Origin of the sequence: Ferdinandcohnia sp. FSL W7-1320 (assembly GCF_038050315.1) — a bacterium.
Classification (GTDB): Bacteria; Bacillota; Bacilli; order Bacillales; family Bacillaceae_L; genus Ferdinandcohnia; species Ferdinandcohnia aciditolerans.
The window spans coordinates 3,445,882-3,472,734 of sequence record NZ_JBBPAM010000001.1 but is presented as its reverse complement, the minus strand read 5'-3'; the positions used below and the strand labels follow the sequence as shown (position 1 = coordinate 3,472,734).

The following is a 26,853-nucleotide window of genomic DNA, read 5'->3' as shown; positions in this document are numbered from 1 at the left end:
TTTATTAGTACACAAAATAAATCAAAATCGAAGTCACAATCCCAATCCACACACTTAGTAAAATGCAATAGCCCATAATATGGCGTATATGAAGACCAACAATACTTAAGATAGGCAATGCCCAGAATGGTTGGATGAGATTTGTCCATGCATCTCCCCATCCGACCGCCATCGCGATAACGGCAGGATCGGCACCTAGTTCCATCCCCGCAGGTACTTGAAGTGGACCTTGTAGTGCCCACTGTCCGCCACCTGATGGAGCTAAGATATTGACGAGTCCAGCGGTCCAATACGTAAAGACACCGAATGATTCTGCACTTGAAATAGATGTCATACCCCTAATAATTGTATCAGCAAGTCCGGAGCTACCAAGTAGTGCGATAATCCCCGCATAGAAAGGAAATTGGAGAATGATAGGTGAAATCGATCCGGCAGCTTCCTTAAATGCATTTCCATATTGCGCAAGCGAGCGATGGAAGAGCAGTCCTAAAGATAAAAATAAAATATTAATAAGGTTCAAGTTGAGGTCCACACTTTTAGCAAATTGTAATAACACATAGACGATACCAACTAAGCCAATTAAAATCCCCAAAATTGGTGTGTTTTCTAAACGTATGGCTGGTGAATTAGTGTCTTCTTTGGTAACAACTTCTGCTTGTGGTGGTTCCACTTTTGCTGTATATGGAATGATATTCTTTTTTGGAGCCATTAATAGGATAAAGATAGGAATTGTAATAAGTAGTGCAAAGAAAATGATTACAGTACCCGGATGGAAGATAGTTTCAGAGGTCGGGATAACGCCCATAACATCGGCGAGAAAGTGATCTTCTGTTGCAATCGTTAGAAGGATTGAGCTCGAAAGACCAGCTGTATAAAGTACAGTAGGAGCATAGGCACAAGCGACCAAAAGTGGGAAATGAGCGTTTTTATTCCTTTTTCCTACCTCACGAGCGACGATGGCACCAACAACAACAGCGAGCCCCCAGTTGACATAATACGCAGCAGCCGAAATTAAGAACGTGAATAAATACGCCTTTGTTGCCGTATTAGCTTTAGCTGAGATAGCCTCTAAACCCTTTCGAACAAAAGGAACCGAAGCAAGGACCATCCCCGTCATAAGCAAAAGCACCATTTGCATCGTAAACGCTAAATAAGTCCAAAATCCATCTCCGTAAGACTGAAATAAATTCGCAGGATCAGCAGGAGCTGTAAAAAAGGCCAAGACAAACACAAACAAAGTCATCAACACAGCAATAACAAACGCATCAGGCAAATACCTCTGAATTACTCGTGAAAAGCGTTCTGACACTCTGTTTAACATTTTTATCCCTCCTTTTACTACAAAAGGTATGAGGGGAGCGAATTTTGTATGACTTGTTTTCAATAAGTCTCTTTGGAGTATTTTTCCTTAACTGAAAAATGAACAAGCAAGGCCAAATGACCTTGCTTGTTGTTTAATTCTTTCTTATTTTAAAGACTGCTCATGATATAACTCTGGGTCTGCTTTCACTTTCGGTCCTTTTTTAGGTTTTGGTCCCATATTGTCAAAACGGGCTTGATCATAGATGGCGGAACCTACGATTTCAGCAACATCTTGGAGTTTTTCCTTACTTATTTTGTCTAACGAGTCTTCTGGTGTATGATACCAAGGTTCTGTTGGACTGTGAATGAATAATGCAGCTGGGATTCCAGCTTCAGCAAATGGAACATGGTCACTTCTACCACCAGCATAATATGGAGTAGGTTCGCCATTCAGTCTTGTACTTGATGCTTGGGCAAGCTCAGTTACTAGATTTGGTTTACCATCAAGTGTCGCCATTGTTAGATTTCCGGCATCACGACTTCCGACCATATCTAGATTAAAGTTTGCGATAATACGATTGAGGTCGTCCTCAGGTAGGTTTGCTACATAGTGTGCGGAGCCAAGTAGCCCATTCTCCTCAGCACCAAATGTTATGAAACGAATTTCAGTATCTGTAGGTAGGTTTTTAAAGACACGAGCGAGCTCAAGTGTCATCGCGGTCCCTGAAGCATCGTCATTTGCTCCAGGTGCACCAGCAACGGAATCGTGGTGAGCCCCAACAACAATGACATCATTGGTATCTTTTTTCTTATTGGTTGGCTTTTTCGTTGCAATTACATTATGAGAAATACTCTCACCTGCTCTAGCACCTTCAACTTGGAGTGAAGTATGTAGGACCTCTCCACTTATAAGTGCTTCATGCAGTGCATCACCTTCTGCTTTCGTTAGCGCAACAGCAGGTACATACTTGTCGTTCGCTTCTCCAAGTGTTCCATTAACTGCTCCTGAAGTATTGTTGAAAATAATAACTCCTATTGCTCCTTTTTCAGCAGCATTTAAGACTTTCTCCCCAAACGAGATCTCGCCACGCTGAATAAGCGCAATTTTTCCAGTAAGGTCAGTGTTTTGAAGTTCAGCAACTGTCCCTAATCCTGCATAAACTAGTTCCCCTGAGACATTTCCATTTACAGTATAGGTGAAAGAACTTGGGTTGAGGGTACCATCATAGCCATTAACTGAAAGTTCAATTGCACTTGGAGGTGTATAGCCATAGAAGGTAAATTGTTGAATTTCAGTTTCGTAACCATAGGATTCGAATTGTTCTTTTATGTATTGAACAGCGTTGTGTTCTGCTTCAGTCCCTGCAACACGCGGTGTTTCAGAAAGGGATGCAATATTGTTATAAATATTGTCTACATTAAGTTGATTAATCACCTTGTGATCAAAGAACTTCTCCTTCTGAGATTGCGTCACTACGATTGGTTTTGCAAATACTACAGGTGTAGCAATAGCCCCAAATGCAAGTGTTGTAGTGAGTCCAAACGATACTACTAGTTTTTTCATGAAATTCCTCCTTTTACTAGATTCATAGTACAAGGTAAAGTTTATATCATTTGGAAAATTCTAATAAGTGTAGGAATCCTTAGACAAACATAGGCTTAAACTCATATTTATACTTCAAAGTGGCTAGAAAAGGACTTACTCCCTATGAGGAAAATACTTCCAGAAATAAATCGAGGTTTGGGTATTGTCACATTGAAGAAGGTGGCATGCTGGGAGGAGTTTAATGGTTTGTCAAAAATCTTCATCAGCATTCCAGCAAGTTTCCGTTTCATTTGCCTCCACCAAAATGCAGTCTGAATTAATTCTTCTAGATTAATACTGTTTTCAATCCCCATTTTTTTTATAAATCTTGACAATATCTTCGGTACATACATTACCTACAGCTTTATTGGCAAATGGAATCCTTCAAATTCATCAATTGATGAATTACAACGATGAACTCCAGCCTGTGTATCCTGCAAAAAAATTGGGTTGAAATTTGTTGGGGTGGCGATTGGACGTCATATTTGCCAAAAAAAGAGACAAGAATTAGCCCTTCAAATATCTAGTAGTCTTTTAATAATAATTAATGAATAAAATGGCAATACGTAAATAATTGTTAAAATCATCGGATAGGAAATTAGGACGTGCAATTAGCTCAACCATACTCAGTAATAATAATAGGGAGGGGAAGACATGAGTTCAATATCAAGTGTTTATATGCCTAAAGCTATTTTTTATGGATCTGATTCCTTTAAACAATTAGGGATTGAAACTAGGAAACTAGGAAATAGAGTTCTTATCATTAGTGATAGGGTGATGGAGGATATTGGGTATGTTAATGATTGTAAAGATATATGCAATGAAGAAGGAATTGAGCATTCAACCTATTTGGATATTACATCCGAACCGACTGAAATATTCGTTCATGAAGCTTTGAAAGTATTTAAACAAAATAATTGTGATGTCATTATTGCACTAGGTGGAGGAAGTTGTATTGACACAGCAAAAGCTGTTTCAGTAATTGCTACAAATGGGGGAAGTATTAGTGATTTTATAGGGAATAAAAAAATCGCTGATAAGAAGGCTGTTCCACTAATTGCAATTCCGACCACAGCGGGTACTGGATCTGAAGTAACAGATGTTACAGTCATAACAAATACTAAAAATGATGTTAAAATGATGATTAAACAACCGGCTTTTTTACCAGAAGTCGCTATAGTTGATCCTTTGCTTACACTTTCTTCTCCAAAACATATTACTTCAGCAACCGGGATAGATGCCCTAACACATGCAATCGAAGCATACATTTCAAGACGCTCACATCCATTCACAGATACCCTTGCATTATCGGCGATCAAATTGATTTACGATAACATTGAAGAAGCTTATAAGAATGGTAACAATATATTAGCAAGAGAAAAAATGTCATTAGGAGCCTTAAAAGCTGGCATCGCATTTTCAAATGCATCTGTTTGTTTAGTTCATGGAATGTCCAGACCAATTGGAGCTTTATTTCATGTACCACACGGAGTTTCAAATGCAATGTTGCTACCTGCAATATTAGAATATAGTAAATCAGCTTGCATTGATAGATTAGCTAATATTGGACTGTTAATTAGACCAGAGTTAAATGGTTACTCAAATGAAGAAATTGCAAATATCGTTGTAAGAGAAATAAAGCAACTTTGTTCGAATTTGAATATCCCTAATATGAAGGAGTGGGGGATAGACAAACAAGAATTAGATAAAGTAGTTGGAAAAATGGCGAAAGATGCTATTTCAAGTGGTAGTCCCGGAAACAATCCAAGAATTCCAACAGAAGATGAAATTATTGCATTATATGAACTTTGTTTTGATTACAAGATGAATGAAGGTGTTAATGAATCAACCTTTTAATTGGTCAATTTCATTTGAAACGGAAAGCCGAAGAAGTAAGAAGGGCCAAGTAGCTCTTCTTTTTTCACAGTAATATTTTACCATATTTTTGCGTTTTTTGTAAAATATTGTGATATAATCTTGAAAAATAGGGAAAATTTTTTTTGGGAATTACTGTATCAACTATACTTGAGGTGAAATATGCTTGAATTTCTATTAATTTTTACAGTTGCAATCCTATTCATCCTAGGAATACCAAAAGTAAAAGGGTTCCTAGGAGAAGCATCAGTGCGTCTTTATTTAAACAAACTAGATAAAGAGAAATACCAGGTGTTCAATGATGTTCTCATTCCGTTAAAAAACAGAAAATCGTCACAAATTGATCATGTTGTAGTTTCTCCTTATGGAATTTTTGTAATTGAAACGAAAAATTACAAAGGGTGGATTTATGGTGATTCTAAGAGCAAATATTGGACTCAGGTCATTTATAAACGCAAAGAGAAGCTTTATAATCCTATTTGGCAAAACTATGGCCATATTAAGGCATTGCAAGAATACTTAGGAATGGAGAACGAAGAACCCTATCATTCTATTATTTCCTTTAGTAACCGGGCTACACTAAAAAAAATTGAAACTAATAGTTCAAATGTAAGTGTCGTGTATTCTTCACGCCTTGTAGGTACTATCCTGGAACATAAACAAGTACATTTGTCTGCAGGAGAAACCAAGAAGATTGTTAATAAACTTGAGAAAACATTGAATGCTGATGGAGACAAGAAAAAGCAGCATGTTAAAAACATTAAAGATTCACAACGATTTTATCAATATAAAATTAACGCAAATATGTGCCCAAATTGTGGTTCGGAACTGGTCGAAAGAAAGGGAAAATACGGAACTTTTTTGGGTTGCAGCAGCTATCCAAAATGTAGGTTTGTTGAGAGTAACAAACAGGCAAATTTGTAATAGACAGCTTTTATTCGTCTTGTCTACACTGGCTACTAGTCAAAGCAGGCAAAAGGAGTTTCTATTAAATGGCAACATATTTTAGAATCCATAATAATATTTAGCCAAACATGTTATTGTAGAATGACAGGAGGTGTCCATGTGAATCAACAAAAGACATTACATATTTTAAATGGAATGGAAATGTATACATATTTTAAAAGGACTTCATTCTTAGAAGACGAGTTAATGATCCCGTTTAACGAAGCAATGTGCTATGGAAACACCTGTGAAGAATTATTTTCTGAAAAATTTACTGAGATACGGTCGAAAGTTCATCATGTTACACCTTCACAATATGCTGAAATTACCCTAAACCCATTGCAGCCTCTTTTTGATGGAGATTTTAATCGGATCATATTATGGTTTGATGAAGATATGTTTTGCCAGATTAATGTTCTCACCATTTTGGCTTGGTTAGACCTAACTGATTATAAAGGAGCAATCGAAATTCATATCGTCGGTGATGCTTTTCAAGCTGTGGATTCCTTTACATTAACGCCGAATGGATATTATAAACTCTACAAACAGGTAGTAATCGACAAAAAACTTCCTCAGGGTGTTTACCCAAATTCTCTACAGAAGGGGATTGGATTATATTTCAGTTATCTTACTAGTAATAGTGATCTGATGATGTATATTCAAAAGCATCAAGATATCCCAACAAATGAACTCGTTCAACTACTAATCCAACACTTTAAACATTATGGGTTGGGGGATACACAATACGTGAAATTATTGAGGCCACTTGCAAACATTAAGCAATTTTATATGTTTTATAGATTCAATCAAAAAATAACGAAGGAATCTTGAATGCTAACTGTAACTTGTTTTGATGAAAAATTTGGGTATTCTTTCCTATAATCTGGGCAGTGTATTAATAGGATTACACAAGTGGGATATTTAGAATTAATTGGAGGTTGCAAGCATTGAGTCAGAAAAATCCTATTAATGTTTCAGAAGTAGGCACCCTTTGGCAGACATACTTAGAAAAGACGCTTATTATGAGGCTTTTGGAATATTTTATTGAAAAAGCGGATGATCATCAAGCTCGGAATATACTAGGAGGTCTGTGGCAAGAGCTAGATTTTTATGTGAAAGAGATGGAGGAAGTTTTTAAGGAACAAGGTATGGTAAAACCTGTAGGGTTTACAGCTGCAGATGTCCATTTGGATGCGCCTAAGCTGTATGACCACGGATTTGATATTATGTTTGTTCGGGTTTTAAAGGAAGTTAGCATGGGTTTATATACTTTAAATATGAACATGTCTTACAATAAAAGAGTGATGGCTATCTATGAAGGTCTTACATCGATCACCCAAAAAATTTATAAACTTGCAACTGCATATTTACTTGAAAATGGGATACTTTCTCCACCTCCATTCGTTACCATGCCGAAAGAAGTAGAATTCATTGAAACAAAGAAGTACTTAGAGGGCTTTAAGATTACCGGTGATAAACGAGCATTTAATAGCCTCGAAGTCGGATTCCTTCATCACACACTCGAATCTAATAATATAGGGATGCAGCTGATTACAGGGTTTGCCCAATGCGCTCAAAACAAAGAGGTGAAACAATACTTTCTGAAAGGGAAGGAACTTGCAAAGAAGCAAATCAAATTCATGGAAGATATGTTACTAAAAGCAGATATTCACCTTTCTGCTAACTCTGGTGCAACGGTCACGAAGTCAACGGTACCTCCTTTTTCGGATAAGTTAATGATGCACTGCATTTATATTCTCAACGGATTTTCAATTGTTGGATCAGGAAGTGGTGTTTTTTTCAGTTTACGGAATGACATTGCCATGAAATCAATGATAATTGCTAAAGATATCTACTTATATGCAAGAGAGGGAATCGAACTTAAGATAAAAAACGGTTGGTTTGAAGAACCTCCCCAAACAGAGAACAGAGCAGAAATTATAAAGGGGAATGAATAAGTCGTAGGGGAAATAACGAACCTTGGATGATAATTAGAAAATATGTACATAAAAGTACGGAAGGCGTTGATCCAAGGAGGGATTAACGCCTTTTATGTGGAAATATTTATACTACAGAACGGGATTAAAAAGAAGCATTTTATGTTATAGGAGAATTATGATGCTTTTGGGAAAGGTTGTAGATATAGTGAGCTATGAAATTATTACATTACCAGGCTATCGGGCAGTAGGATTAAGATGGGAGGGTACATTTTCTGAGATTGTACCTAGTTTGAAAAACGTGATTCGACAAGTTGAAGAACGTGTTAAGGAGATAGATCACAAGGTAAATCCAAATGTTCAATTAGGTCTATCTTATCATGTAATTGAAAATGGATTTGTGCACTATGCAATGTATGAAGTAAGTGATAAGCAGGAACTTCCTAAAGGGATGATCGAAATAGAAGTTCCTGAACTAACGTATGTGAAGACCACACATAACAAAGGGGAAGATATAGAACAGACATATACGGATCTACATAAATGGTTATTTGATAGTGAGTATATCCCATTTAGGGAAGAGGGTGTAGATTACTATGATCCATATATGCCAATAAAACATGAACGTTATCCAGTTGATCGTGACCCTATTGATCCGCATTTTGATATCTATATTCCGATTGTCAAAGAATAATATATTCTTATTATCGGAAATGATTCGAGTACCTAAAGGCAACAATTGAAGGTTTTTAAAAGTCTTTCGAAAAAGGCAGGGTTATTAATAAGAATCTCCTTCGAAACGCTAATCCGTAATTATAGATACCAAATACACCCAAAATGTAATCGTTCCGATCACAGTATCTACACGATAAATTAGTAAATTTTATCCAATGTCCTTAGAAAAAAGGCTTTATCAATTCATATAATATGACACGATGTCATATTTTTATTGACAAGTGACATGGTGTCATATAAAATTTTTATTGTAAATGACACTGTGTCACTACATTGTGAGTGAATATGGTTTAGAAAAGTAGCCCATAATGTACGTTAATTGAAAAATAAGAGATTAATTGGGAAAGAGGACATAATATGGAAACCAATTCTAAGCAAAGAGGAATGAAAGGGCTTAAGACGGTTGCGCGAGCATTAACCGTTATGATCGGGGCATTTATAACTGCATATGGACTGGAAGCGATATTAATCCCAAACAACGTTTCAGATGGCGGTGTAACTGGCCTGAGTATCGTTGGATCACAATTAATGGGAATTCCTTTAGGCCTATTAATTGCAGTATTAAATATTCCATTCATATTCCTAGGTTATAAACAAATTGGGAAAAGTTTTGCTATTTATTCTGTTATTGGAATTGCTTCATTAGCTTACGGGACAAGTATTATGCATCATATTCCAACCATTATTGAGGGAGATACACTGTTAGTAACTGTCTTTGGTGGTATTATCATCGGTTTCGGTATGGGATTGGCTTTACGAAATGGCGGTGCATTAGATGGCATTGATATGTTAGCTGTATTGCTATCAAGAAAATTACCTTTTGGGACAAGTGACCTCATTTTATTCTTAAATTTATTTGTATTTATCATCGTATCGACTGTTTTTGGGCTACAAGGCGCCTTCCTATCGGGAATTGCTTATTTTATTGCTTCCAAGGTGATCGAAACTGTTGAAGAGGGGTTAAGTGGTTCTAAAAGCTATAAAATTATTACAAGTGAGCCTGAATTAATGGTAGAAACAATACGTGACCGTTTAGGTAGAAGCGCAACATATAACCTAGCTGAAGGCGGTTATTCAAACGAAAAAATCAAAGAAATTACTTGTATTATTAACCGTTTAGAAGACAGTAAAATGAAAGAAATCATTTATCAAATTGATAAGCATGCCTTTGTTGTTGTATATGATGTAGCGGAAGTTAAGGGTGGCAACTTTAAGAAAAGGGACATACATTAATAAATATTGATTCCATGTATTGTTTCGAAGGTAATGAGTGGATCCCTTTGTGAGAAAATATCGATCGGATTGAAAAGGTGAATTTTAACTAGCTAAAAAGTACCATACTTTAAAAGAAGTATGGCACTCTAATTATGAGCCTTTTCTAGGGCGAGTTTGATTCCGAATCCAACCAGGATCGTACCAGTGATTGCTTCAATGATCTTCTGTGATTTAGGTTTTTTCATAAAGGCACTGACCTGGTTGATTAGTAAGACATAGAGAAAAAACCAGATAGCGGTCAATACAGTATACGTAATTCCCATCAGGAGAAATGGAATGAACGTGTGGTTTCCTGCGTCTACGAATTGAGGTAAAAAGGTTAAGAAAAAGACAGCAACTTTGGGATTTAGGATATTGGTTAGGAACCCTTGTTTAAAACAAGATGTATTTGCAAACTGTCTTTTTGCGTTGGAATCAATGGTGGCAGCTTCTTCCTTCTTCCTCAATGACCATAACGTTTTAATCCCTAGATAAATTAAGTAAATAGCCCCTACATATTTGAATGCAGAGAATAACAATGCGGACTTCACAATGATTGCTGAAAGTCCGAATACAGCAGCAGAAGTATGGATAAGGAGGGCACAACACGTGCCTAAAGCCGTTTTTAGGCCTCCAATTCTCCCAACTGTAAGAGTATTCTTTGTAGCAACGGCAGTATCAGGACCAGGTAATATAATTAGAAAAATACACATAAGAACAAACAGATAAAAGTTTTCCATTTCCTTATCCCCATTCTTATTAAGGTCAGATATGTAATTCTTACAGTATATTATATAGAATGCGTGTTGTTTATTGAACAGAAATATTTGTTTAATTGATTTGATTTTTAAGATTTTATATAGAATTACAACCCAAAAATACAAAAACTCACCAAAAACGGTGAGTAAATTTTTTGAATCATTCCTTAATCTCAATTTTACGATTTTTAAATGAACCTGAATGCTCTAATTTGATATGTGCTTCAATCGATTTTATACTATCCTCGCGAAGTAATGTATCTTGACTTTTTAGCTTTTTCCAATCAGCATTATACTTTCGGAAAAGCTGATGTTCGAAGTTTAAAAAATCGATATCATGCTCCAAACCTAATCGATATAATTGTCTGATTTCAGAAATGATGCCTTTTTGTACGTATTCTTCCATGGCATTTACATGAAGTGTGTTGTTTTTAATGCGATTGCTGACAATCGCGTTAGCCAGAAAAAGGACTGTAAAGCGAAAGTTTCCGTTTTGTTCTTCGGGAATGATAGTTACCGATTGGTCTTCAAGTACCGCAATAAATTCTGGATTTCTTTCATTGGGTAAAAGTAAGGAGGCACGTACAGTTTCAGGAGCTATCCACCGCATGCCTTTTAGTTTCTCATACGGAAAATAGCCTTTGTATTTCTGGTTATCGAGAAAAAATGCTCCATCAATCGCTAGTTTTGCCTCATCTTTTTTATTTTTCTTCCATTGTTGGTCATCGATCGTGAGTGATGGAATATATGTAGTACGACCAGGATCAAAAAACTCACGTGCAAATTGATTTAATTTTAGCGGCCTAATGGTCGATCTTTGTTCGTATGAACTTTCTGGACTATGAAGAATCGTATTTAATGAATTTTGATTAAAGAATCCATTTGTCGATAAAATATCCAATATGGAGTTCTTTGTCCCAAAAATCCATGGAGTAGGGCGAAACTCATAATATCGTGTTAAACCATCAAAGATACTATCCATCCCTTGTTCAAGTGCATTTTCACTCAGAACAACAGCTGTCACATGTGCCCAAAGAAACCGTTCTTGCGAAGTATGATATGCTTTGAAGAATGCATCAATAAAGGTTTTTCCGCTTGTTTGAGAGACATACACTTGAGGTGCCCCTCTATCACCGTTTTCTGTTTTTGCGACAGAGGTTAATCCAATCATCTGAATCGAGACATAATACTCCCCATCTCGGTAATCAACACCAATAGCAGTAGCAAAGTTTTGATTTTCAATTTCTCCTATGTCATTTTCACAAGCTGTTAAAACGAAAAGACATAGTACAATTTTTATTAAGCAAACTATCATTGTTTTAAGTTTCATGCTATTTTCTCCGCTTCTGAATGAATGAGATTCCAAATTTTTTTCGGTCAAGTGGATTCAAAAACAGGGCTGCTAAGTATTCTTTGAATGTTAAGGAAGCAACGGGTTCAAGATAGGCTACTTTTAAAGACTCTAATGTTGATAGATAAATAAGAACGCTAAAAAATCCTATAAAAAGTCCGTATATTCCTAAAAAAATAGAAAGTAACAAGTTATACACCCTTAGGATACTGACGGTTCCAACCAATGATTGATTCACAAGTGTGTAGCTTGCGACTGCTGTTAACGCAATGACTACAATCATCGTGGGGGAAGCAAGACCAGCTCGAATCGCTGCATCACCGATAATGATACCCCCGACAATCGAAACTGTTTGTCCAAGAACAGTTGGCATCCGAACTCCTGCTTCTCTTAATATCTCAAACAACCCAAGAATAAATATTGCTTCCAGTCCAAGTGGCAATGGCAAACCTTCACGGGAGACTACGACGGTTGCTAATAGGGCAAACGGTAGTTGGTCAATATTGACAGAAGATAACGAAACCCAAAAGCCCGGTAGGAAAATAGCGACGATTAAGCCAATGATCCGAATAAGCCGTCCAAAGAGAACAAAATAGTATGGAAAATGCACATCTTCAGGTGATTTTATTAATTCAAAAACATTTATTGGACCAATCAATACAGAGGGTGAACCATTTACAATAAGAAGGAATCTTCCGCGTAACATACATTCAATGACATAATCAGGACGTGTCACATAATCAAATAAAGGAAACAAAGAGAACGAACGATCAGATAGCCATTGCTCTAATTGACCACTGCTGACCACGCTTTCGCTTTGAAAGTCCTCGAGTCGCTTCCTGACTTCCTCAATGATTTCCGGGTTGGCTTTATCATTCAAATAAAGCAGAGAAACCTCTGTTTTACTTAGCGAACCAAGGGTGAAAGATTCGGAATAGAGCTGATCGGTCTTCATTCTTTTACGAATCAATGAGATGTTGACATTCATCTCTTCAGTAAAGCTATCTTTAGGACCCTTAATCGAAACCTCTGTCGTTGATTCTTGCGGTTTTCGTTGTGGCACATTGCTAATATCGAATACATGAAAAAACGGGGTACCTTCCCGATAAACAATTAAAGAACCAGAAAACACAAGATTGACCATTTCCTTCATGGTTTTTATATGTTGGACTGGTGGAAGATCTTCAGAATGACTGCGAGATTCTTTTTTTTGGATGCTCAGTAGAATTCGATTAAAGTATTCATTTAACTGTTTGGAATCCAGCATGCCTTTACAATAAAAAGCTTGAATATAATCATTATTTTCGATTGGAATAAATTCAATATCAGCATAATGACTGAAAAAACATTTAATCACACGGTTAGTCAATATTCCGTTTTCTAACAATTCGTCTAATTGTGTCATGTTCATATCCGCAGGGTTCCTTTCTTCTTCGGCAAATAGCTAATAATGAATAAAGCAGTTAACATGAACACCGCACTAATAAAAGCAGCGGGATAAAAGTACCGTCCGATTAATGTTTGAACCCACATGTCACTTAACGGAATTAATGTCAGTAATCCTAATGAAAGCGAAGCAACGATGAATATATGCTTTTTTTTCACTGGTTGTAAATGACCTTTCACCATATCTGAAAGAAGAAATAATCCTAATGAAACACGGATGAGTTCACCGCTTAATAATTGAAACACCGCTAAAAAATCTACATGTGAAATATAATTCCCCAAGGTAATAAGTCTCCATTGTTCAAAAGCGGGGAACCGCATATCTGATGCAACTGCTGGGCCAAATGAAGACAAAGATCCCATGGTAGGGCCAAGGATCAGAATAACTAAAATGGTAATCAATAAAAAAAGGTTACCTTTTGTAAACGACTTTTTTAAGTGGTGTTGAATGAGCAACAATACAAGGAAATCTGCACTTCCTCCAAGAATAATAATGCTTCCTTTAATAACGGGTTGATATCCTTCAACAAGAACAGGGAATAGATACGAATAATCTTTTTCTTTAAGAGTAAAAGTTGCTACAAAAATTCCAAGCATCCAAACAACCGGCAATAAAACCGCGGAAGTATAAATAATTGATTTTAAGCCAGTATAGGCGGACCAAATACAAATCAAAAGGAAAGGGAGCATCACGATAAACGATGGTGTTCTCGGCAGAAAATAAATATTAATAGATTGGATCAGATCATAAAAAGAAATGGCAGTTATCGTGAAAACATAAACCCAAAGGAAGGCTATTAAGACACGAGATATAGCGGCGCCTGCACGTTCCGTAATCCAGTCATAAAGACATATTCGTTGTTCGTTTTTTTTCATAATCAAATAAAGAATATATCCCCAAAACAGTAATAAGACATAGGCAACAATTGCACATAGCCAGGCATCCCGTCTTCCCGTACTAAGCAAATGAGGCATGATGAGCACATGATTAGAAATTCCAATAAAAAGAATAAGGACAAATAATAACTGAGTACGTGAGAAATACATTCTTAACACCACCAAATTAATTCCCGATGCTGTTAGGATTTGTTTGTGTTACCAAATTATGCATATCGTTAGTAAGGGATAAAACGAGTACGAAGTATATTCAACATGGTTTAACGCCTTTTTTCGTATAAATCATACAAGTCCTAAATATTATCTATTAAATGGTTGTGAAATACGGACTATAGATGAAGGGAGAAGGAACTTGTATGGGAAATGTAGGATTTCGGATTCAGGGTGAGTTTGATAGACCACCTCGTAGACTAGTTGTTGCTTTTAAAGGGATTCCGGTTTCAAATATTGTAGATAACATGAACCGGACATCCTGTATTGGTAGAAAAATAAGGCCATACAATTCAGCACCACTCATTGGATGTGCTTTTACAGTTAAAACTAGACCAGGTGATAATTTGCTGCTACATAAAGCAATTGACTTAGCCTCTCCTGGCGATGTCATTGTGGTTGATGGGCAGGGCGATATCACTAATGCCCTAATTGGTGAATTAATGATTACCTGGGCACAAAAGCGAGGAATCGCCGGGTTTATTATCAACGGAGCGAATCGCGATGTGGGAGTTATTAAACAAATGACGATTCCAGTGTACGCAGTGGGTGTAACGCCGGCTGGTCCGTATAAGGATGGCCCGGGTGAAATCAGTATTCCGATTTCTTGTGATGGTGTAACCGTCCACCCAGGTGATATTTTGGTTGGTGATGACGATGGTATTGTGGTCATCAATCCTAATGATGCACCTGAAATCCTTGAGAAAACCCGTAAAACGGTAGCAAAAGAGGCTGAAATAATGGTGGCAATCAAAAAGGGTACATGGGACAGAACGTGGGTGGATGCAGCGCTTCTTGAAAAGGGGTGTGAGTTTATTGATACTACTAAAAGATAAAGGCAGTTTTTGGTAACACAAGTGTATTAAATTCGAGAAAGAAGTATTAGATGTGGATCAACAAATGTAGGATTAAAGCATATAAATTCGAAATCATGATCAGTGAGTAAAATAATTTTTTTAGAACTGCTCTCAATAAGAGTAGCTTTTTTGGGGGAGGACCTTCATTTTATACTGACATATAATAGTAACCTAATCGTTTTTTTGTTCAACAAACGCACCCAGATCATTTAGAAAAATGCATCTTCATTTATTTTAGATATTCTATTGTTAGTATACTAAGACTATGAATGCAAAACACAATGGATAAAATATTTTGCATTCTCTGCGTCTTTTTTTCTTACAGAAACAATATATTGTTTTTCGTAATTTTTATTCATTCCGAAACTTCCAAAGTTTCCTCTTATGGTACCAGGACCCAACCAATTTTCTGAAGGGTCAAAAATTTTATAGGTATATTTAATGTTTTCTCTTTTAAGTATTGCTCTTATTTTTAGTAATTCTTCCATTGAAAATCCTATATAAACATCTACTAAATTAAAGAAAACCATATCCATCCCCCTTAAATACTTACAATATATACTTTGCTTTTTATAAATATTTCGCAATGTTAGCATAAGAAGTGATAGTAAGGTCAAACACTAAGAGCTAAGAAATTTCTCTCTTAAAGTAAAAAATTGTTCCATTAACACCTGTTAATTCCCAACCTTCTTTACCAAGTGAATTCAACTTTTTAGTCATTGCTGTATTAAAATCAATATCGTTATTCAACTGAATCTGGATGTTTTCGATTTTATATTCAAATTGCTTCATCTAAGAACCTCCTTAATTATTTGCTAGGGAATCTTATTTATATTACGATCCATATTAAAAATGGTTTCACCTTCAAATATCTACTTGTTAATAAAATACAAAAGCTCTTATTTGTTTCTATTTTTTGATTAGATTTCCTTTTATTTTCTAATTTTTTATTTAAAAAGTTCTTTTATTAACTTTTTCAATATTAACTTTTGTTATATTTATACATTTCCTTAGCAAATGATTGTATATGTAATTGTAAAGATATGTTTAAATAAAGTAGAGTAGACTTACAAAGTATATGTCTGAAAGGGAGGAAACTATGAAACAAGTAAATATCGGTATGATAGGTTATAAGTTTATGGGGAAAGCACATAGCCACGCCTATCGTGATCTTCCGTTGTTTTTTCCAGATCGGCTTCGTCCTGAAATGAAAGTGATATGTGGCAGAAATCAAGAAGCGGTTGCAAAGGCAGCTGCACAGTTTGGTTGGGAAGAGTATAAGAGTGATTGGCGCGCACTTGTTGAACGTGATGATATTGATTTGATCGATATTAATGCACCAAGTGATGTACATAAAGAGATTGCGATTGCTGCTGCTGAAGCGGGGAAACACGTTTTTTGCGAAAAACCGTTAGCGCTTACACTACAAGATTCTAAGGAAATGCTGGCGGCTGTAAAAGACGCGGGTGTCAAGCATATGATTGGCTTCAATTACCGTTTTACTCCGGCTGTTAGACTTGCGAAGAAACTGATTGACGAAGGTGCATTAGGGGACATTTATCATTTTCGTGCTTGGTTTCTTCAGGATTGGTTAGTGGATCCGAATTTTCCACTTGCTTGGAGACTTCAAAAAGAGATTGCGGGTTCTGGTTCACATGGAGACTTAGGCGCTCATCTCATTGATTTGTCCCATTACCTAATCGGTGATATCACTGAGGTGATTGGTATGAGTGAAACTTTTATTAAAGAAAGACCATTACCAACCAATATGACAGGGCTATCAGCAACAGGGAGTACCCAAGGGAAAAAAGGTCCAGTAACAGTCGACGATGCCACATTATTTATGGCGCGATTCGCTAATGGTGCATTAGGTAGTTTTGAGGCAACTCGTTTTGCAACAGGGCATCGCAGTACGAATTCGTTCGAAATTAATGGTAGTAAAGGGAGCGTTATTTTTGATTTTGAAAGATTGAATGAGCTTCAGGTTTATTTTACGGATGACAGAGAGGATGCTCAAGGTTTCCGTCGTGTTTTAGCAACAGAACCGAGTCACGACTATATTGACCGCTATTGGCCAGCAGGGCACACGATTGGCTATGAGCATACATTTATTCATGAAATCGTAGAATTTATGGATGCGATTCAAGAAGATCGTCAGCCAGTGCCTAATTTTGAAGATGGTGTTAAGTGCCAAGCGGTCTTAGAGGCAGTGGAAAAGTCAATTGAAAAACGCCAATGGATTACAATATCTGAATGAGTAAGGAGCGTTCATCTATGCAAAAAAAAGCATTAATTGTTTGGGGTGGCTGGGATGGTCATGAGCCGGAACAGGTTGCCCAGCTTTTTAAAAACATGTTGGCAGAAGAAAACTTCCAAGTTGAGGTCTCACATTCACTAGATACATATGCTGATGCTGAAAAACTACAATCACTAGACTTATTGGTTCCTCATTGGACAATGGGGGAGATTGAGAAGAAATATGTTCTAAATATTTCTCAAGCGGTAGCCAGTGGAGTTGGCGTTGCTGGTTGTCACGGGGGAATGTGTGACTCATTCCGTAATAATGTCGATTGGCAGTTTATGACGGGGGGAAATTGGGTGGCTCACCCCGGTAATGATGGGGTTGAGTATATGGTGAATATCAAACATAGTTCAAGCCCATTGCTTGAGGGCTTGTCTGATTTTAAAGTCGTGAGTGAACAATATTATCTTCACTTCGATCCAGCTGTGGAAGTATTAGCCACAACGAGATTCCCGGTTGTAGATGGACCACATGCGACTAATAAAGCAGTCGACATGCCTGTTGTTTGGACAAAACGGTGGGGGCAGGGAAGAGTTTTTTATAGTTCTTTAGGTCACCATGCCGATATCATTGAAATGCCGGAAGTGTCTCTTATTATGCGTCGTGGATTTTTATGGGCAGCAGAAGGAAAGCAACTGGCTAATGAACGAGCAGATTCAGGAGATGTGCGGACATATACAGGTATGGGAGATAGTCAGTAAAAGGGAAATCACGTACAGAGCGTAAGGGGGAAGAATATGAGTAAATTGAAACTTGGCATTATCGGATGTGGAACCATTAGTTCAATCTATTTGGAAAATCTTCAAAAATATGAACATCTTGAGCTAGTGGCTTGTGCCGATATAGATGTGGCCCGCGCAAAGCAGCAAGCAGAAAAATTTGGAGTCCCTAATGCATTTTCAGTTGAGGAGCTATTGGCGGACGATGAAATTCAGTTGGTGGTTAATTTAACAATTCCTCGGGCGCACGCGTCAGTTAGTCTCAAGGCATTAGAAGCAGGTAAGCATGTGTATACAGAGAAACCACTTACTGTGTCCCGTGAAGAAGGGAAACAAATTTTAGAAGTAGCCAAGAAGTCTAACCTATTCGTTGGTGGTGCTCCAGATACCTTTTTAGGTGCAGGTATTCAAACTGCCATTCATCTAATTGAAAAAGGTGAAATTGGTGTTCCGATTGGAGCTTCTGCTTTTATGATCAACCGGGGTCATGAACATTGGCATCCCGATCCAGCATTCTACTATGATCATGGTGGCGGGCCGATGTTTGATATGGGGCCCTATTATTTAACGGCATTGGTGGCATTATTAGGTCCAATGAAGCGGATAGCGGGTACAACAAGAATCAGTTATCCGGAGCGAACGATATTAAGCGAACCTAAGAAGGGGACAACAATTGATGTTGTAACACCAACTCATATTGCAGGAACCATTGATTTTGCTAGTGGTGCAATTGCAACGATTACAACAAGCTTTGATGCATTTGGGGGAACGTCATTACCGCCAATTGAAGTATATGGAAGTGAGGGAACACTTCTTGTCCCAAATCCAAATACATTTGGCGGACCAGTCAAAATCAGAAGAAAAGATGAAAAGGAATTTGTAGAAATTCCACTCGCTTTTGAAAATCCTACTAATAACCGAGGCATTGGTGTCGCTGATATGGCAAACGCGATTCTACATAATGAATCTTTCCGTGCAAATGGTGAGTTAGCTTATCATGTTTTAGAAGCCATGCATGGTTTTCATGATTCTTCGGATAGTGGACAGCATTATCAACTGGAGAGCACGTGCGAGAAACCGAAAAAATTCGACTTGTCGACCTATTCGTATATCTAATTAACTGTTAAAAGAGAATTATACCAAGAACGTCATTTCCCCCGATTGTAGTCTGAAATAGTAAACAATGTCGGGGGGTGTGTTATGTTTAAAATGTTATGTATGGAAATATATGGTGGGACAAGGGACCTGTCCCTGTGACCCAAAATTTTTGTACCACTGTATTGACTTTTGTGATACTATAATTTTTAGTTGAATAGAAAAATCCGTTTTTTAGCGGTAGAGGTTCTAGCACCCCTCTATAAAAAAACTAAGATGAAGCAGTACTTCTCTTGGGGTACTGTTTTTTCTTTTGTCGGAAGGAGTTTTAAACATGTTAAAAGATGAAAAGGCGGTAGTGGTATTTAGTGGTGGGCAAGACAGTACCACGTGTTTATTTTGGGCCTTAGAAACTTTTAAAGAAGTTGAGGTTGTGACTTTTAATTACAACCAACGACATAAGCAGGAGATTGAGTGTGCAAAGGCGATAGCGAGTGAGATAAGTGTTACCCAGCATATTTTGGATATGCAGCTTTTAAATCAACTTGCTCCAAATGCGTTAACTCGAAATGATCTGGAGATAAAGGAAGGAGAAGAAGGCGGGTTACCATCTACATTTGTACCTGGCCGTAATCTACTCTTTTTATCATTTGCTGCTGTTTTAGCAAGTCAAGTCGGTGCGAAACACATCATTACCGGTGTTTCCGAAACTGATTTTAGTGGGTACCCGGATTGTCGCGATTCGTTTATTAAATCTTTAAATGTAACGATTAATTTATCAATGGATCAACAGTTTGTCATCCATACTCCGTTAATGTGGTTGGATAAGGCACAAACATGGAAGCTTTCTGATGATCTCGGTGTCTTGGATATTATTCGTGAAAAGACATTGACTTGTTATGAGGGTGTCATTGGAGACGGCTGTGGTGAATGCCCTTCCTGCAAATTAAGAAAAAATGGATTAACTCTTTACCTTGAATCACGTAAGAGAGTTGAGGAATTCAAATAATATACAATTTATGTAAAACAACAAGAATGTAACTTAGGGGGATTATCATGAGAGTCATTTTATATCTTTTATCTATTATTCTAGCGAATGTGATAACAGCAGCTTTTCAACCGATGACACTAGGTGTTTTCATCGTACCGATGGGGACACTTCTAATCGGAGCAACATTTATTTTTAGAGACTTTGTTCAAAATCGTTATGGGAGAAAGTTGACTTACGTCTTTATATGTATTGCCTTGTTATTATCAGCGCTTGTATCATTTTTATTAGGTGATACATTATTGATTGTCTTTGCATCTGCGATTTCATTTTTACTTGCAGAAACAACGGACACTGAAATTTATACACGACTTAAGTTGCCAATGAGTTGGAGAGTTTTTTACAGTGGCTTAGTGGGTGGATTACTCGACTCAGCAGTCTTTGTCATCATTGGTTTAAGTCCACTTGGTGCTAACTTTTTGCCATGGGAAGCTGTTCCAGCCGCTATTATTGGTCAAGTTCTAGTGAAAACAATTATACAAGGGATTGGTGCGTTTATTCTTCATCAAATTAACCCATCAATGGATAAAGAAATCGTATCACAATAAGAGAATTTATATTTACAGGAAAAGCTTGGATTAGAATATTATATATCCAAGCTTTTTTATGTTTGTTGTGATGTAACTTACACATTTTTTTGCACTTTCCCCATACATTATAGAATTATAGAGCATTACTGTAACACTTTAGGGCGCTAGCACATAGGGTAATAAGTCTAATAAATGGAGGAGTCTACTAAAAAACGCGGACTCTTGCTTACATTCTCGGAGGTGAATGGACAATTACTTCTATATCATTACAAGGTGAATACAAATCAGTGTTGGATATTCTTCATACACAAGCTGCCATTAATGAATTAAAGAATTATTTTGAGAATACGTTTTCGAAGTCAATGCGTTTATTAAAGGTATCAGCCCCATTGCTGGTTCAGAATGGCGAGGGAATCAACGATGATTTAAATGGGTATGAGCGTGTCCTGTCATTTGATGCGGCTGATATTAAAAATAAAAACATTGAAGTGGTTCAATCGCTTGCGAAATGGAAAAGAGTAGCTCTAAGCAGATATGGGTTTGCAAAAGGAACTGGGCTATATACTAATATGCATGCGATTCGAAGAGATGAAAAGCTAGATAATCTCCATTCGATTTTTGTGGATCAGTGGGATTGGGAGAAGGTCATTTCCAAAGAAGAGCGCAATCTGGGGACGCTGAAGCAAGAAGTTAGAAAAATTTATCAGGCAATCAAGTCGACCGAACTCCACATGTTTGGTCTGCATTCGCAACTGACCCCGAAATTACCTAATGACATTTTCTTCATTACAGCCCAAGAGCTTGAGGATATGTACCCCTATAACACAACAAAGGAACGAGAATTTATCATAGCCAAAAAACATGGTGCGGTTTTCATAATGCAAATTGGTGGAGTGTTACGTTCAGGCGAGCGACATGACGGACGTTCTCCAGATTATGATGACTGGGCCTTGAATGGGGATATGCTCTTTTGGAGTCCATTATTACAAACCGCGATTGAAATTTCTTCAATGGGGATACGAGTCGATGAAAAAGCCCTCCTCAAACAGTTAAGGTCATCTTTTTATGAAGACCGGAAAGGATTACCTTATCATAAAGCAATCCTCGAAAAGAAGCTCCCTTATACAATTGGGGGAGGAATTGGGCAGTCACGATTATCTATGTTTCTGCTAAAAAAGGCACATATAGGCGAAGTTCAAGCTTCGGTATGGAATGAAAAAATCAGAACTGAATGCAAAAAACAGAATATCTTTCTGTTGTAGAGTGCAATAAATGGTAAAAGCTTAAATGGAGGAAAGGAACATTCCCCATTTAAGCTTTATTAAATCTATCAATCATTTGTCGCCATTCTCCCAAGGGGTCCATCTTCATCAATAATATCTTGAATGTCATAGACGGATATTGGAAACATCGGGAAACCGAATACATATGGTGTCAGGTCATACAGTTGAAAATAGAGGACTAGCGTTTTGTCAGCGATATAAAATTCTTGGTTTGGGCTTATCGTTGTGAATTCAGATAGTAAATCAATATTACGCTCTTTGATTTGTTCGGAAACAAGGGTGGATAATCTTTTTACATAATCACTGCCTGGTTTAAATAGATCCTTGAGATCGCAGCGTTTCCCCTTTTTAAGATCAAATGTTAATGATCGGATAAACGTCATGCCGTGGGCGGCCCTATCATGGTAGGTATAGTTTGTTTGTGTAAGGCTTAAAACCTGTCGCTGGTTATTTTTAATTTCGTAATATCCGAGCATCTCTGCCACGGTAGAGGGCATATTTCCAACCTGAAATGAAATCAGTCCTTGGGCTTGTTGTAGAATCGACTGGTTAATTAATTGCTGGAGTTTTTGATTCCGCATCCTTTCAACTTGAGGATAATAGACTCTTTTTTGAGGGCCAAATCTGACAGCTTGTGTTCTTATACTAACTGGAAATGAAATAGGCATACATCACAGTCCTTTTTTCCATATCATATTCTTAAAGGAAAAGAGTGTGAAAAAAAGGAAATTGCCTTTTATAAACTATTTCCTCAAAAAAGTAATCTATAGCATTTTATTTTGAATAACTGTTACGACCTTACTTCCAGCTGGAATGCTCCGAGTAAGCCAGACGTTTCCGCCAATAATGGAATCTCTTCCAATCACGGTTTCTCCTCCAAGAATCGTAGCCCCTGCATAAATGGTCACATTATCTTCGATGACCGGATGACGCCTTTTGCCACCTTTGATGATTTCGCCATTTTTATCGCGGTCAAACGAAAAGGCACCGAGTGTCACACCTTGATAAAGAGTTACATCGTTACCAATCAGGGTAGTTTCCCCGACAACAATGCCAGTTCCATGGTCCATAAAAAAACTATGACCAATTGTTGCACCAGGGTGGATGTCAATTCCTGTTTTACCATGTGCATATTCAGAAATACCACGAGATACTAACGTATATCCCATTTTATGAAGTTCATGAGAAATTCGATGAACAATGATTGAGAGAACACCTGGATAAGTGAGCGCAATTTCTTCATAGCTTTTCGCTGCAGGGTCTTTTCGAAATGCTGCATCGACATCCTTCATAATGATTGATCTTAATGATGGTAATAGTTCAAGAAAGGTATACGTGTCTTGATTAACGACATCCTCGTCGTTTTTATGTGATAAGATTTCCTGTAACAGGCTTTGAAGCTTTTCCAGATTGTTTAATTCGTACTCCATATTCCGTTCTTTACTTGTACAATAGTATTCTGGTAAAAGTACTTCTCTAATGGTGTCAATAAAAGTAGGAATCAGCTTTAAACTATGATTTAATCGAGAACACAAGTGTTTTTTTGTATTTCCGATTTCTGTATGCAATTTTTTATAGATATGTAATATGTCATTTTGTTCCATCTGTATCATCCCCATTTGTATCATTAATTATAAAGTAACGTAAAATTCAAATTATTGCAAAGCTATTACCTTATTAAAATTGTATCGTTCTAATTGGTTTGATATCACATCTCTTTTTTCATTCAAATGCATGATTTGTCCATTTTTCGAATAGCTATAAACAAGGTGAAAAATGGACGTGCAATGAAGGAGGAGAATGAATGGTTGAAGCAATCTTGAGGTTGTTTGTGAGTGAGCAGCAGGCAGAGGCTGTCTTGACTAGTCCACTGATTGAATTAATTTTTATGGCGCTTTTTGTGGGATTTGTGGTGGCAATCCTGGTTCATTTTACGTTGTACAGCAAACTTAGGAGAATTCGTAATTATATCCGTGACACCAATTCGTTAGAGATTGACCCACTGAATCGAATTCAGACGGATTTTGAACAAATGAAACAAAAGGAATCGGTGAAGGTGGAGACTTTTGTTCAGAATAAAATTTCCGGCTGGCGTGTGTTTAATGTGCCAGTTATCAATCTGATTAAAATTGTTCAGATGACGGTTTCCATTTTTATTTTAATAGGTGTACTCGGGACGTTCATTGGGCTTGCAATGTCACTCGGCAGCATAGACACAACCGGTGACATGCTAGTGGAGAATGTCGCAACCGTCCTTGCAGGAATTGACGTCGCATTTTACACAAGTATTGCTGGGATGGGACTTTCGTTGATTATGACGATTGTTACTCGGGTTGCGAATACGGAATTTATGATAACCGATATTATGCTTAAGACTGAGTCCATTCTAGAAGGAAATGAACAGGATGGAATGGGGCGTCTTATTGCTGTTTCGGAAACCATTAATACCTCTATTCTTGAATTACGGAACTCGAATCAAGAATACCTACAGAGTATTGTAAATTCGTTTAAAGGGTTTCAGGAGTATACAGTTGGTTTGCAGCAATCTGCGAAGGATTTGGCGAAATTTAATGAAGGGCTTACGGAAAATCTAAAACAGTTTTCGGCTATTTTTCATGGTGTGCAGGAATTAACGGAAGGCTTTGATCAAGGCGTGAAAAAGTTGAACCAAAACTTTGATCAATTGTTTATTTACTTTCAGAATATGGACCAGCGCAATGAAAAAATGAGAAGTGCTTTTACAGAAACCTATAAAAAGGTAGCGGAATTAACAGCTGATCAAAAGGAAACGATGAATCATTTTCAGCAGTCAGTGGTTGATATACGAGAGTATTTTTCTTCCATTGCCCAGAGGCAGGAAGCAATTTATGGTGCGTTTGATAAAATGAATGAACAAAGTGAGCACTCTATTAATTTAATGAAGGAGAACAATCTACAGTTTGAGCGAGTGTTTGGAACGGATGTAAGTTCTAAGTTAACCGATATTATTTCTTCAATACGTGACGTCCGCAATGATTTTAAGGCCCTTGGCAACTCGATAGGTCGCTTGCCTCATGCGCTTGATTCGATTAACAAAGCCCAAAGTGAATATAAAAATCTTTTAACCTACCGTTTTGATGAATTGACACAGTTTACCCATGAATTTAATTCGCATCTGCAGGTTCATTTGACAAATGCCCAGGCGATTGAAAGTTACCTGAGTGAAGCCTCGCGTTCAAATGAGCAGGTAGGCATGAAATATATGAAGTTATTAAATGAAATCAACCGGACCATTACACAAATGGGGGATTCCTTCCAATATAAAGAAAACCAGATTGACTCAAGTGTGAATGCTTTACGGGATACGCTTTCGAAATATGTAACAAATCTCGAGGGAACACTTGGAGAAAAACTCGATAAAGTAAGTCGAAATATTAATGAGTACATGCTGGAAATGAATGAGGCTGTGAAAAGAGAGTTTAAACAAATTGGTGAAATAACAGGGGATGTGGGCCAGAGAAATGCTCGCCAATTGCAGCAAACTTTGGGTGATATTGGTCAGGAATTCCAGCAGTTGAATCGGCAACTTCAATCAATTGCTCAGAGTACGGTTCAAGAAAACAGCCGGGTAAGGATTGGAACCAATGATTAGTAAATACCAAAGGCTTTTTCACCGTGAACAAGAGGAAAGTTCATTTTGGCCGTCATTCACCGATTTACTGACATCAGTACTGCTGTGTTTTATTTTGATTTTTATAATCATGATGGTAATTAAATCCTTTCAAATTCAAGAAATGAAAAAAACAATCGATCAAATCATGGGTGTCAGAGTGGGGCTTATAGAGGATCTCAATCAAAAATTCAGCGACGCTAGCATTGAAATTGATGAGAAAACTGGGGCCTTGATTTTTAATACAGATATCCTGTTTGAGTATGACTCATCTGTACTGAAACCGGAAGCTTTTACGTTTTTGGATGAATTCGTTCCAGCTTACTTAGATGTACTCCTTGAAAATGGATATGAAGAGTATATTTCAGAAATTATTATCGAGGGGCATGCAGACAGGGATGGCACCTATTTGTATAACCTAGAACTTTCCCAACAGCGGGCATATAGTGTAGCAGAATATATACTAAGTAGTGAGTTTCCATATAAAAACATTCAGGAGCATCTAAAAACAAAGCTAACCGTAAATGGGAGGTCCTTTACCGATGGCCGCTCCGACTCCGATGGAAACTATAACGGCCAAGCCTCCCGGAGAGTCGAATTTAAATTCCGGTTGAAGGACCAGGAGATATTGGAGAAGACAAGAGAATTGTTGGGGAACTGAAGGGGATGCGGTATTGTGCCGTGTCCTTTTTTGTTGGGGTTGGGACACAGGAGGTCCCTTGTCCCAGATTTTTCAGTATTGGCTGCTCTCGCGATATATGCGCAGGCGGAAAAGTGGTGAGCGTGTACGGCAAGCTGGTCTCGCGATACGTCCTCTCAGAGACGAGCGTGTCCTGCTAGCTGGTTTTCGCTTGACAAGCTAGGGATAAAACAGATTAAGAACTTAATTAGAATAGGCTTAATAAAATTATAGTCGTTTTCGAAATTACTTTTTCCTTTTTCTTGGATTTTAAGAATGTAAATAGACTACTGATCTATCTAAAAGCATATGCAATTCATATTTTCGTATGCTTTTATTGCATTTTTCCTTATAAAACATGCACAAATGTATAATTTTTACAATTTATAACTCTTT

The 26,853-nt window shown here is 37.3% G+C and carries 25 protein-coding genes; 15 read left to right on the top strand and 10 right to left on the bottom strand.

What is annotated here, in order from left to right:
* Nucleotides 1-4 precede the first annotated feature (4 nt).
* Together NST91_RS17180 and NST91_RS17175 are read right to left on the bottom strand one after the other, a co-directional pair.
* Entirely contained in the window at nucleotides 5-1,321 is a 1,317-nt protein-coding gene (locus NST91_RS17180) for a TIGR00366 family protein (RefSeq protein ID WP_121445142.1), read from the bottom strand.
* 144 nt (nucleotides 1,322-1,465) lie between these two features.
* Entirely contained in the window at nucleotides 1,466-2,866 is a 1,401-nt protein-coding gene (locus NST91_RS17175; protein ID WP_341332104.1) for a M28 family peptidase, read from the bottom strand.
* Nucleotides 2,867-3,541: 675 nt separating this feature from the next.
* Between NST91_RS17175 and NST91_RS17170 the strand changes: the two genes are divergently transcribed.
* From NST91_RS17170 to NST91_RS17145, 6 genes are all read left to right on the top strand, one after another.
* Nucleotides 3,542-4,744 (top strand): iron-containing alcohol dehydrogenase, encoded by a 1,203-nt coding sequence (locus tag NST91_RS17170; RefSeq protein ID WP_341332103.1) that lies wholly within the window; start codon nucleotides 3,542-3,544, stop codon nucleotides 4,742-4,744.
* 180 nt (nucleotides 4,745-4,924) lie between these two features.
* Nucleotides 4,925-5,686 (top strand): NERD domain-containing protein, encoded by a 762-nt coding sequence (locus NST91_RS17165; protein ID WP_341332102.1) that lies wholly within the window; start codon nucleotides 4,925-4,927, stop codon nucleotides 5,684-5,686.
* Nucleotides 5,687-5,827: 141 nt separating this feature from the next.
* Nucleotides 5,828-6,538 carry a hypothetical protein gene (locus NST91_RS17160; RefSeq protein ID WP_341332101.1) on the top strand — a complete coding sequence of 237 codons (711 nt, stop codon included), beginning with the start codon at nucleotides 5,828-5,830 and terminating at the stop codon, nucleotides 6,536-6,538.
* Between the two features lie 116 nt (nucleotides 6,539-6,654).
* Entirely contained in the window at nucleotides 6,655-7,665 is a 1,011-nt protein-coding gene (locus tag NST91_RS17155) for a DUF3231 family protein (protein ID WP_121445136.1), read from the top strand.
* Between the two features lie 160 nt (nucleotides 7,666-7,825).
* Nucleotides 7,826-8,338, top strand: coding sequence for a GyrI-like domain-containing protein (locus tag NST91_RS17150; RefSeq protein ID WP_246006328.1), 513 nt, complete (start codon nucleotides 7,826-7,828; stop codon nucleotides 8,336-8,338).
* Nucleotides 8,339-8,736: 398 nt separating this feature from the next.
* Nucleotides 8,737-9,612, top strand: coding sequence for a YitT family protein (locus tag NST91_RS17145; RefSeq protein WP_121445135.1), 876 nt, complete (start codon nucleotides 8,737-8,739; stop codon nucleotides 9,610-9,612).
* 128 nt (nucleotides 9,613-9,740) lie between these two features.
* Here the strand turns inward: NST91_RS17145 and NST91_RS17140 are convergent, their stop codons facing one another.
* The 4 genes from NST91_RS17140 to NST91_RS17125 form a co-directional block, all read right to left on the bottom strand.
* On the bottom strand, nucleotides 9,741-10,373 hold the full coding sequence (locus NST91_RS17140; RefSeq protein WP_121445501.1) for a LysE family transporter: 633 nt from the start codon (nucleotides 10,371-10,373) through the stop codon (nucleotides 9,741-9,743).
* Between the two features lie 178 nt (nucleotides 10,374-10,551).
* Nucleotides 10,552-11,721 carry a Ger(x)C family spore germination protein gene (locus NST91_RS17135; RefSeq protein WP_121445134.1) on the bottom strand — a complete coding sequence of 390 codons (1,170 nt, stop codon included), beginning with the start codon at nucleotides 11,719-11,721 and terminating at the stop codon, nucleotides 10,552-10,554.
* A 1-nt stretch (nucleotide 11,722) separates the two neighbouring features.
* A complete protein-coding gene (locus NST91_RS17130; protein WP_121445133.1) occupies nucleotides 11,723-13,153 on the bottom strand; it encodes a spore germination protein in 1,431 nt (476 codons plus the stop codon).
* Complete coding sequence (locus NST91_RS17125) at nucleotides 13,150-14,235, bottom strand: endospore germination permease (RefSeq protein ID WP_121445132.1); 1,086 nt, start codon at nucleotides 14,233-14,235, stop codon at nucleotides 13,150-13,152. The genes NST91_RS17130 and NST91_RS17125 overlap by 4 nt, the downstream gene beginning before the upstream one ends.
* Nucleotides 14,236-14,441: 206 nt before the next feature.
* Here NST91_RS17125 and NST91_RS17120 point away from each other — a divergent pair, with 206 nt between their 5' ends.
* Nucleotides 14,442-15,131, top strand: a complete 690-nt coding sequence (locus NST91_RS17120) for an RraA family protein (RefSeq protein ID WP_341332100.1) — start codon at nucleotides 14,442-14,444, stop codon at nucleotides 15,129-15,131.
* Nucleotides 15,132-15,415: 284 nt separating this feature from the next.
* On the opposite strand, the gene NST91_RS17115 is transcribed toward NST91_RS17120, so the two are convergent.
* Both NST91_RS17115 and NST91_RS17110 read right to left on the bottom strand, forming a co-directional pair.
* The gene (locus NST91_RS17115; RefSeq protein WP_121445131.1) at nucleotides 15,416-15,682 is read right to left on the bottom strand and encodes a hypothetical protein; all 267 of its coding nucleotides are present in this window, start codon (nucleotides 15,680-15,682) and stop codon (nucleotides 15,416-15,418) included.
* A gap of 97 nt (nucleotides 15,683-15,779) precedes the next feature.
* Nucleotides 15,780-15,944, bottom strand: coding sequence for a DUF4177 domain-containing protein (locus NST91_RS17110; RefSeq protein ID WP_121445130.1), 165 nt, complete (start codon nucleotides 15,942-15,944; stop codon nucleotides 15,780-15,782).
* A gap of 307 nt (nucleotides 15,945-16,251) precedes the next feature.
* Between NST91_RS17110 and NST91_RS17105 the strand changes: the two genes are divergently transcribed.
* The 6 genes from NST91_RS17105 (at nucleotide 16,252) to asnA (ending at nucleotide 22,108) form a co-directional block, all read left to right on the top strand.
* A complete protein-coding gene (locus NST91_RS17105; RefSeq protein ID WP_121445129.1) occupies nucleotides 16,252-17,409 on the top strand; it encodes a Gfo/Idh/MocA family protein in 1,158 nt (385 codons plus the stop codon).
* 17 nt (nucleotides 17,410-17,426) lie between these two features.
* Nucleotides 17,427-18,155 carry a ThuA domain-containing protein gene (locus tag NST91_RS17100; RefSeq protein ID WP_121445128.1) on the top strand — a complete coding sequence of 243 codons (729 nt, stop codon included), beginning with the start codon at nucleotides 17,427-17,429 and terminating at the stop codon, nucleotides 18,153-18,155.
* A 36-nt stretch (nucleotides 18,156-18,191) separates the two neighbouring features.
* Nucleotides 18,192-19,289 carry a Gfo/Idh/MocA family oxidoreductase gene (locus NST91_RS17095; protein WP_121445127.1) on the top strand — a complete coding sequence of 366 codons (1,098 nt, stop codon included), beginning with the start codon at nucleotides 18,192-18,194 and terminating at the stop codon, nucleotides 19,287-19,289.
* A 313-nt stretch (nucleotides 19,290-19,602) separates the two neighbouring features.
* Nucleotides 19,603-20,277, top strand: a complete 675-nt coding sequence (queC, locus tag NST91_RS17090; protein WP_121445126.1) for a 7-cyano-7-deazaguanine synthase QueC — start codon at nucleotides 19,603-19,605, stop codon at nucleotides 20,275-20,277.
* Nucleotides 20,278-20,324: 47 nt separating this feature from the next.
* Nucleotides 20,325-20,864, top strand: coding sequence for a VUT family protein (locus tag NST91_RS17085; RefSeq protein ID WP_121445125.1), 540 nt, complete (start codon nucleotides 20,325-20,327; stop codon nucleotides 20,862-20,864).
* A gap of 242 nt (nucleotides 20,865-21,106) precedes the next feature.
* Nucleotides 21,107-22,108: an aspartate--ammonia ligase gene (gene asnA / locus NST91_RS17080; protein WP_207899820.1), complete on the top strand. Its 1,002-nt coding sequence runs from the start codon at nucleotides 21,107-21,109 to the stop codon at nucleotides 22,106-22,108.
* 68 nt (nucleotides 22,109-22,176) lie between these two features.
* Here asnA and NST91_RS17075 read toward each other — a convergent pair whose 3' ends face one another.
* Both NST91_RS17075 and NST91_RS17070 read right to left on the bottom strand, forming a co-directional pair.
* Nucleotides 22,177-22,797 carry a DUF3298 domain-containing protein gene (locus tag NST91_RS17075; protein WP_121445123.1) on the bottom strand — a complete coding sequence of 207 codons (621 nt, stop codon included), beginning with the start codon at nucleotides 22,795-22,797 and terminating at the stop codon, nucleotides 22,177-22,179.
* Between the two features lie 96 nt (nucleotides 22,798-22,893).
* Complete coding sequence (locus NST91_RS17070; protein WP_246006327.1) at nucleotides 22,894-23,733, bottom strand: serine O-acetyltransferase; 840 nt, start codon at nucleotides 23,731-23,733, stop codon at nucleotides 22,894-22,896.
* Between the two features lie 200 nt (nucleotides 23,734-23,933).
* Here NST91_RS17070 and NST91_RS17065 point away from each other — a divergent pair, with 200 nt between their 5' ends.
* Both NST91_RS17065 and NST91_RS17060 read left to right on the top strand, forming a co-directional pair.
* Nucleotides 23,934-25,760: a MotA/TolQ/ExbB proton channel family protein gene (locus NST91_RS17065; RefSeq protein WP_121445121.1), complete on the top strand. Its 1,827-nt coding sequence runs from the start codon at nucleotides 23,934-23,936 to the stop codon at nucleotides 25,758-25,760.
* Nucleotides 25,753-26,439: an OmpA family protein gene (locus NST91_RS17060; RefSeq protein ID WP_121445120.1), complete on the top strand. Its 687-nt coding sequence runs from the start codon at nucleotides 25,753-25,755 to the stop codon at nucleotides 26,437-26,439. Before NST91_RS17065 ends, NST91_RS17060 begins: the two co-directional genes overlap by 8 nt.
* Nucleotides 26,440-26,853: the final 414 nt, after the last annotated feature.

What these genes read in the sequence shown, in the direction of transcription:
- NST91_RS17180 (WP_121445142.1), bottom strand. Translation starts at nt 1,321, where the DNA reads ATGTTAAACAGAGTGTCAGAACGCTTTTCACGAGTAATTCAGAGGTAT.
- NST91_RS17175 (WP_341332104.1), bottom strand. Translation starts at nt 2,866, where the DNA reads ATGAAAAAACTAGTAGTATCGTTTGGACTCACTACAACACTTGCATTT.
- NST91_RS17170 (WP_341332103.1), top strand. Translation starts at nt 3,542, where the DNA reads ATGAGTTCAATATCAAGTGTTTATATGCCTAAAGCTATTTTTTATGGA.
- NST91_RS17165 (WP_341332102.1), top strand. Translation starts at nt 4,925, where the DNA reads ATGCTTGAATTTCTATTAATTTTTACAGTTGCAATCCTATTCATCCTA.
- NST91_RS17150 (WP_246006328.1), top strand. Translation starts at nt 7,826, where the DNA reads ATGCTTTTGGGAAAGGTTGTAGATATAGTGAGCTATGAAATTATTACA.
- NST91_RS17145 (WP_121445135.1), top strand. Translation starts at nt 8,737, where the DNA reads ATGGAAACCAATTCTAAGCAAAGAGGAATGAAAGGGCTTAAGACGGTT.
- NST91_RS17140 (WP_121445501.1), bottom strand. Translation starts at nt 10,373, where the DNA reads ATGGAAAACTTTTATCTGTTTGTTCTTATGTGTATTTTTCTAATTATA.
- NST91_RS17135 (WP_121445134.1), bottom strand. Translation starts at nt 11,721, where the DNA reads ATGAAACTTAAAACAATGATAGTTTGCTTAATAAAAATTGTACTATGT.
- NST91_RS17130 (WP_121445133.1), bottom strand. Translation starts at nt 13,153, where the DNA reads ATGAACATGACACAATTAGACGAATTGTTAGAAAACGGAATATTGACT.
- NST91_RS17125 (WP_121445132.1), bottom strand. Translation starts at nt 14,235, where the DNA reads ATGTATTTCTCACGTACTCAGTTATTATTTGTCCTTATTCTTTTTATT.
- NST91_RS17120 (WP_341332100.1), top strand. Translation starts at nt 14,442, where the DNA reads ATGGGAAATGTAGGATTTCGGATTCAGGGTGAGTTTGATAGACCACCT.
- NST91_RS17115 (WP_121445131.1), bottom strand. Translation starts at nt 15,682, where the DNA reads ATGGTTTTCTTTAATTTAGTAGATGTTTATATAGGATTTTCAATGGAA.
- NST91_RS17110 (WP_121445130.1), bottom strand. Translation starts at nt 15,944, where the DNA reads ATGAAGCAATTTGAATATAAAATCGAAAACATCCAGATTCAGTTGAAT.
- NST91_RS17105 (WP_121445129.1), top strand. Translation starts at nt 16,252, where the DNA reads ATGAAACAAGTAAATATCGGTATGATAGGTTATAAGTTTATGGGGAAA.
- NST91_RS17100 (WP_121445128.1), top strand. Translation starts at nt 17,427, where the DNA reads ATGCAAAAAAAAGCATTAATTGTTTGGGGTGGCTGGGATGGTCATGAG.
- NST91_RS17095 (WP_121445127.1), top strand. Translation starts at nt 18,192, where the DNA reads ATGAGTAAATTGAAACTTGGCATTATCGGATGTGGAACCATTAGTTCA.
- queC (WP_121445126.1), top strand. Translation starts at nt 19,603, where the DNA reads ATGTTAAAAGATGAAAAGGCGGTAGTGGTATTTAGTGGTGGGCAAGAC.
- NST91_RS17085 (WP_121445125.1), top strand. Translation starts at nt 20,325, where the DNA reads ATGAGAGTCATTTTATATCTTTTATCTATTATTCTAGCGAATGTGATA.
- NST91_RS17075 (WP_121445123.1), bottom strand. Translation starts at nt 22,797, where the DNA reads ATGCCTATTTCATTTCCAGTTAGTATAAGAACACAAGCTGTCAGATTT.
- NST91_RS17070 (WP_246006327.1), bottom strand. Translation starts at nt 23,733, where the DNA reads ATGGAACAAAATGACATATTACATATCTATAAAAAATTGCATACAGAA.
- NST91_RS17065 (WP_121445121.1), top strand. Translation starts at nt 23,934, where the DNA reads ATGGTTGAAGCAATCTTGAGGTTGTTTGTGAGTGAGCAGCAGGCAGAG.
- NST91_RS17060 (WP_121445120.1), top strand. Translation starts at nt 25,753, where the DNA reads ATGATTAGTAAATACCAAAGGCTTTTTCACCGTGAACAAGAGGAAAGT.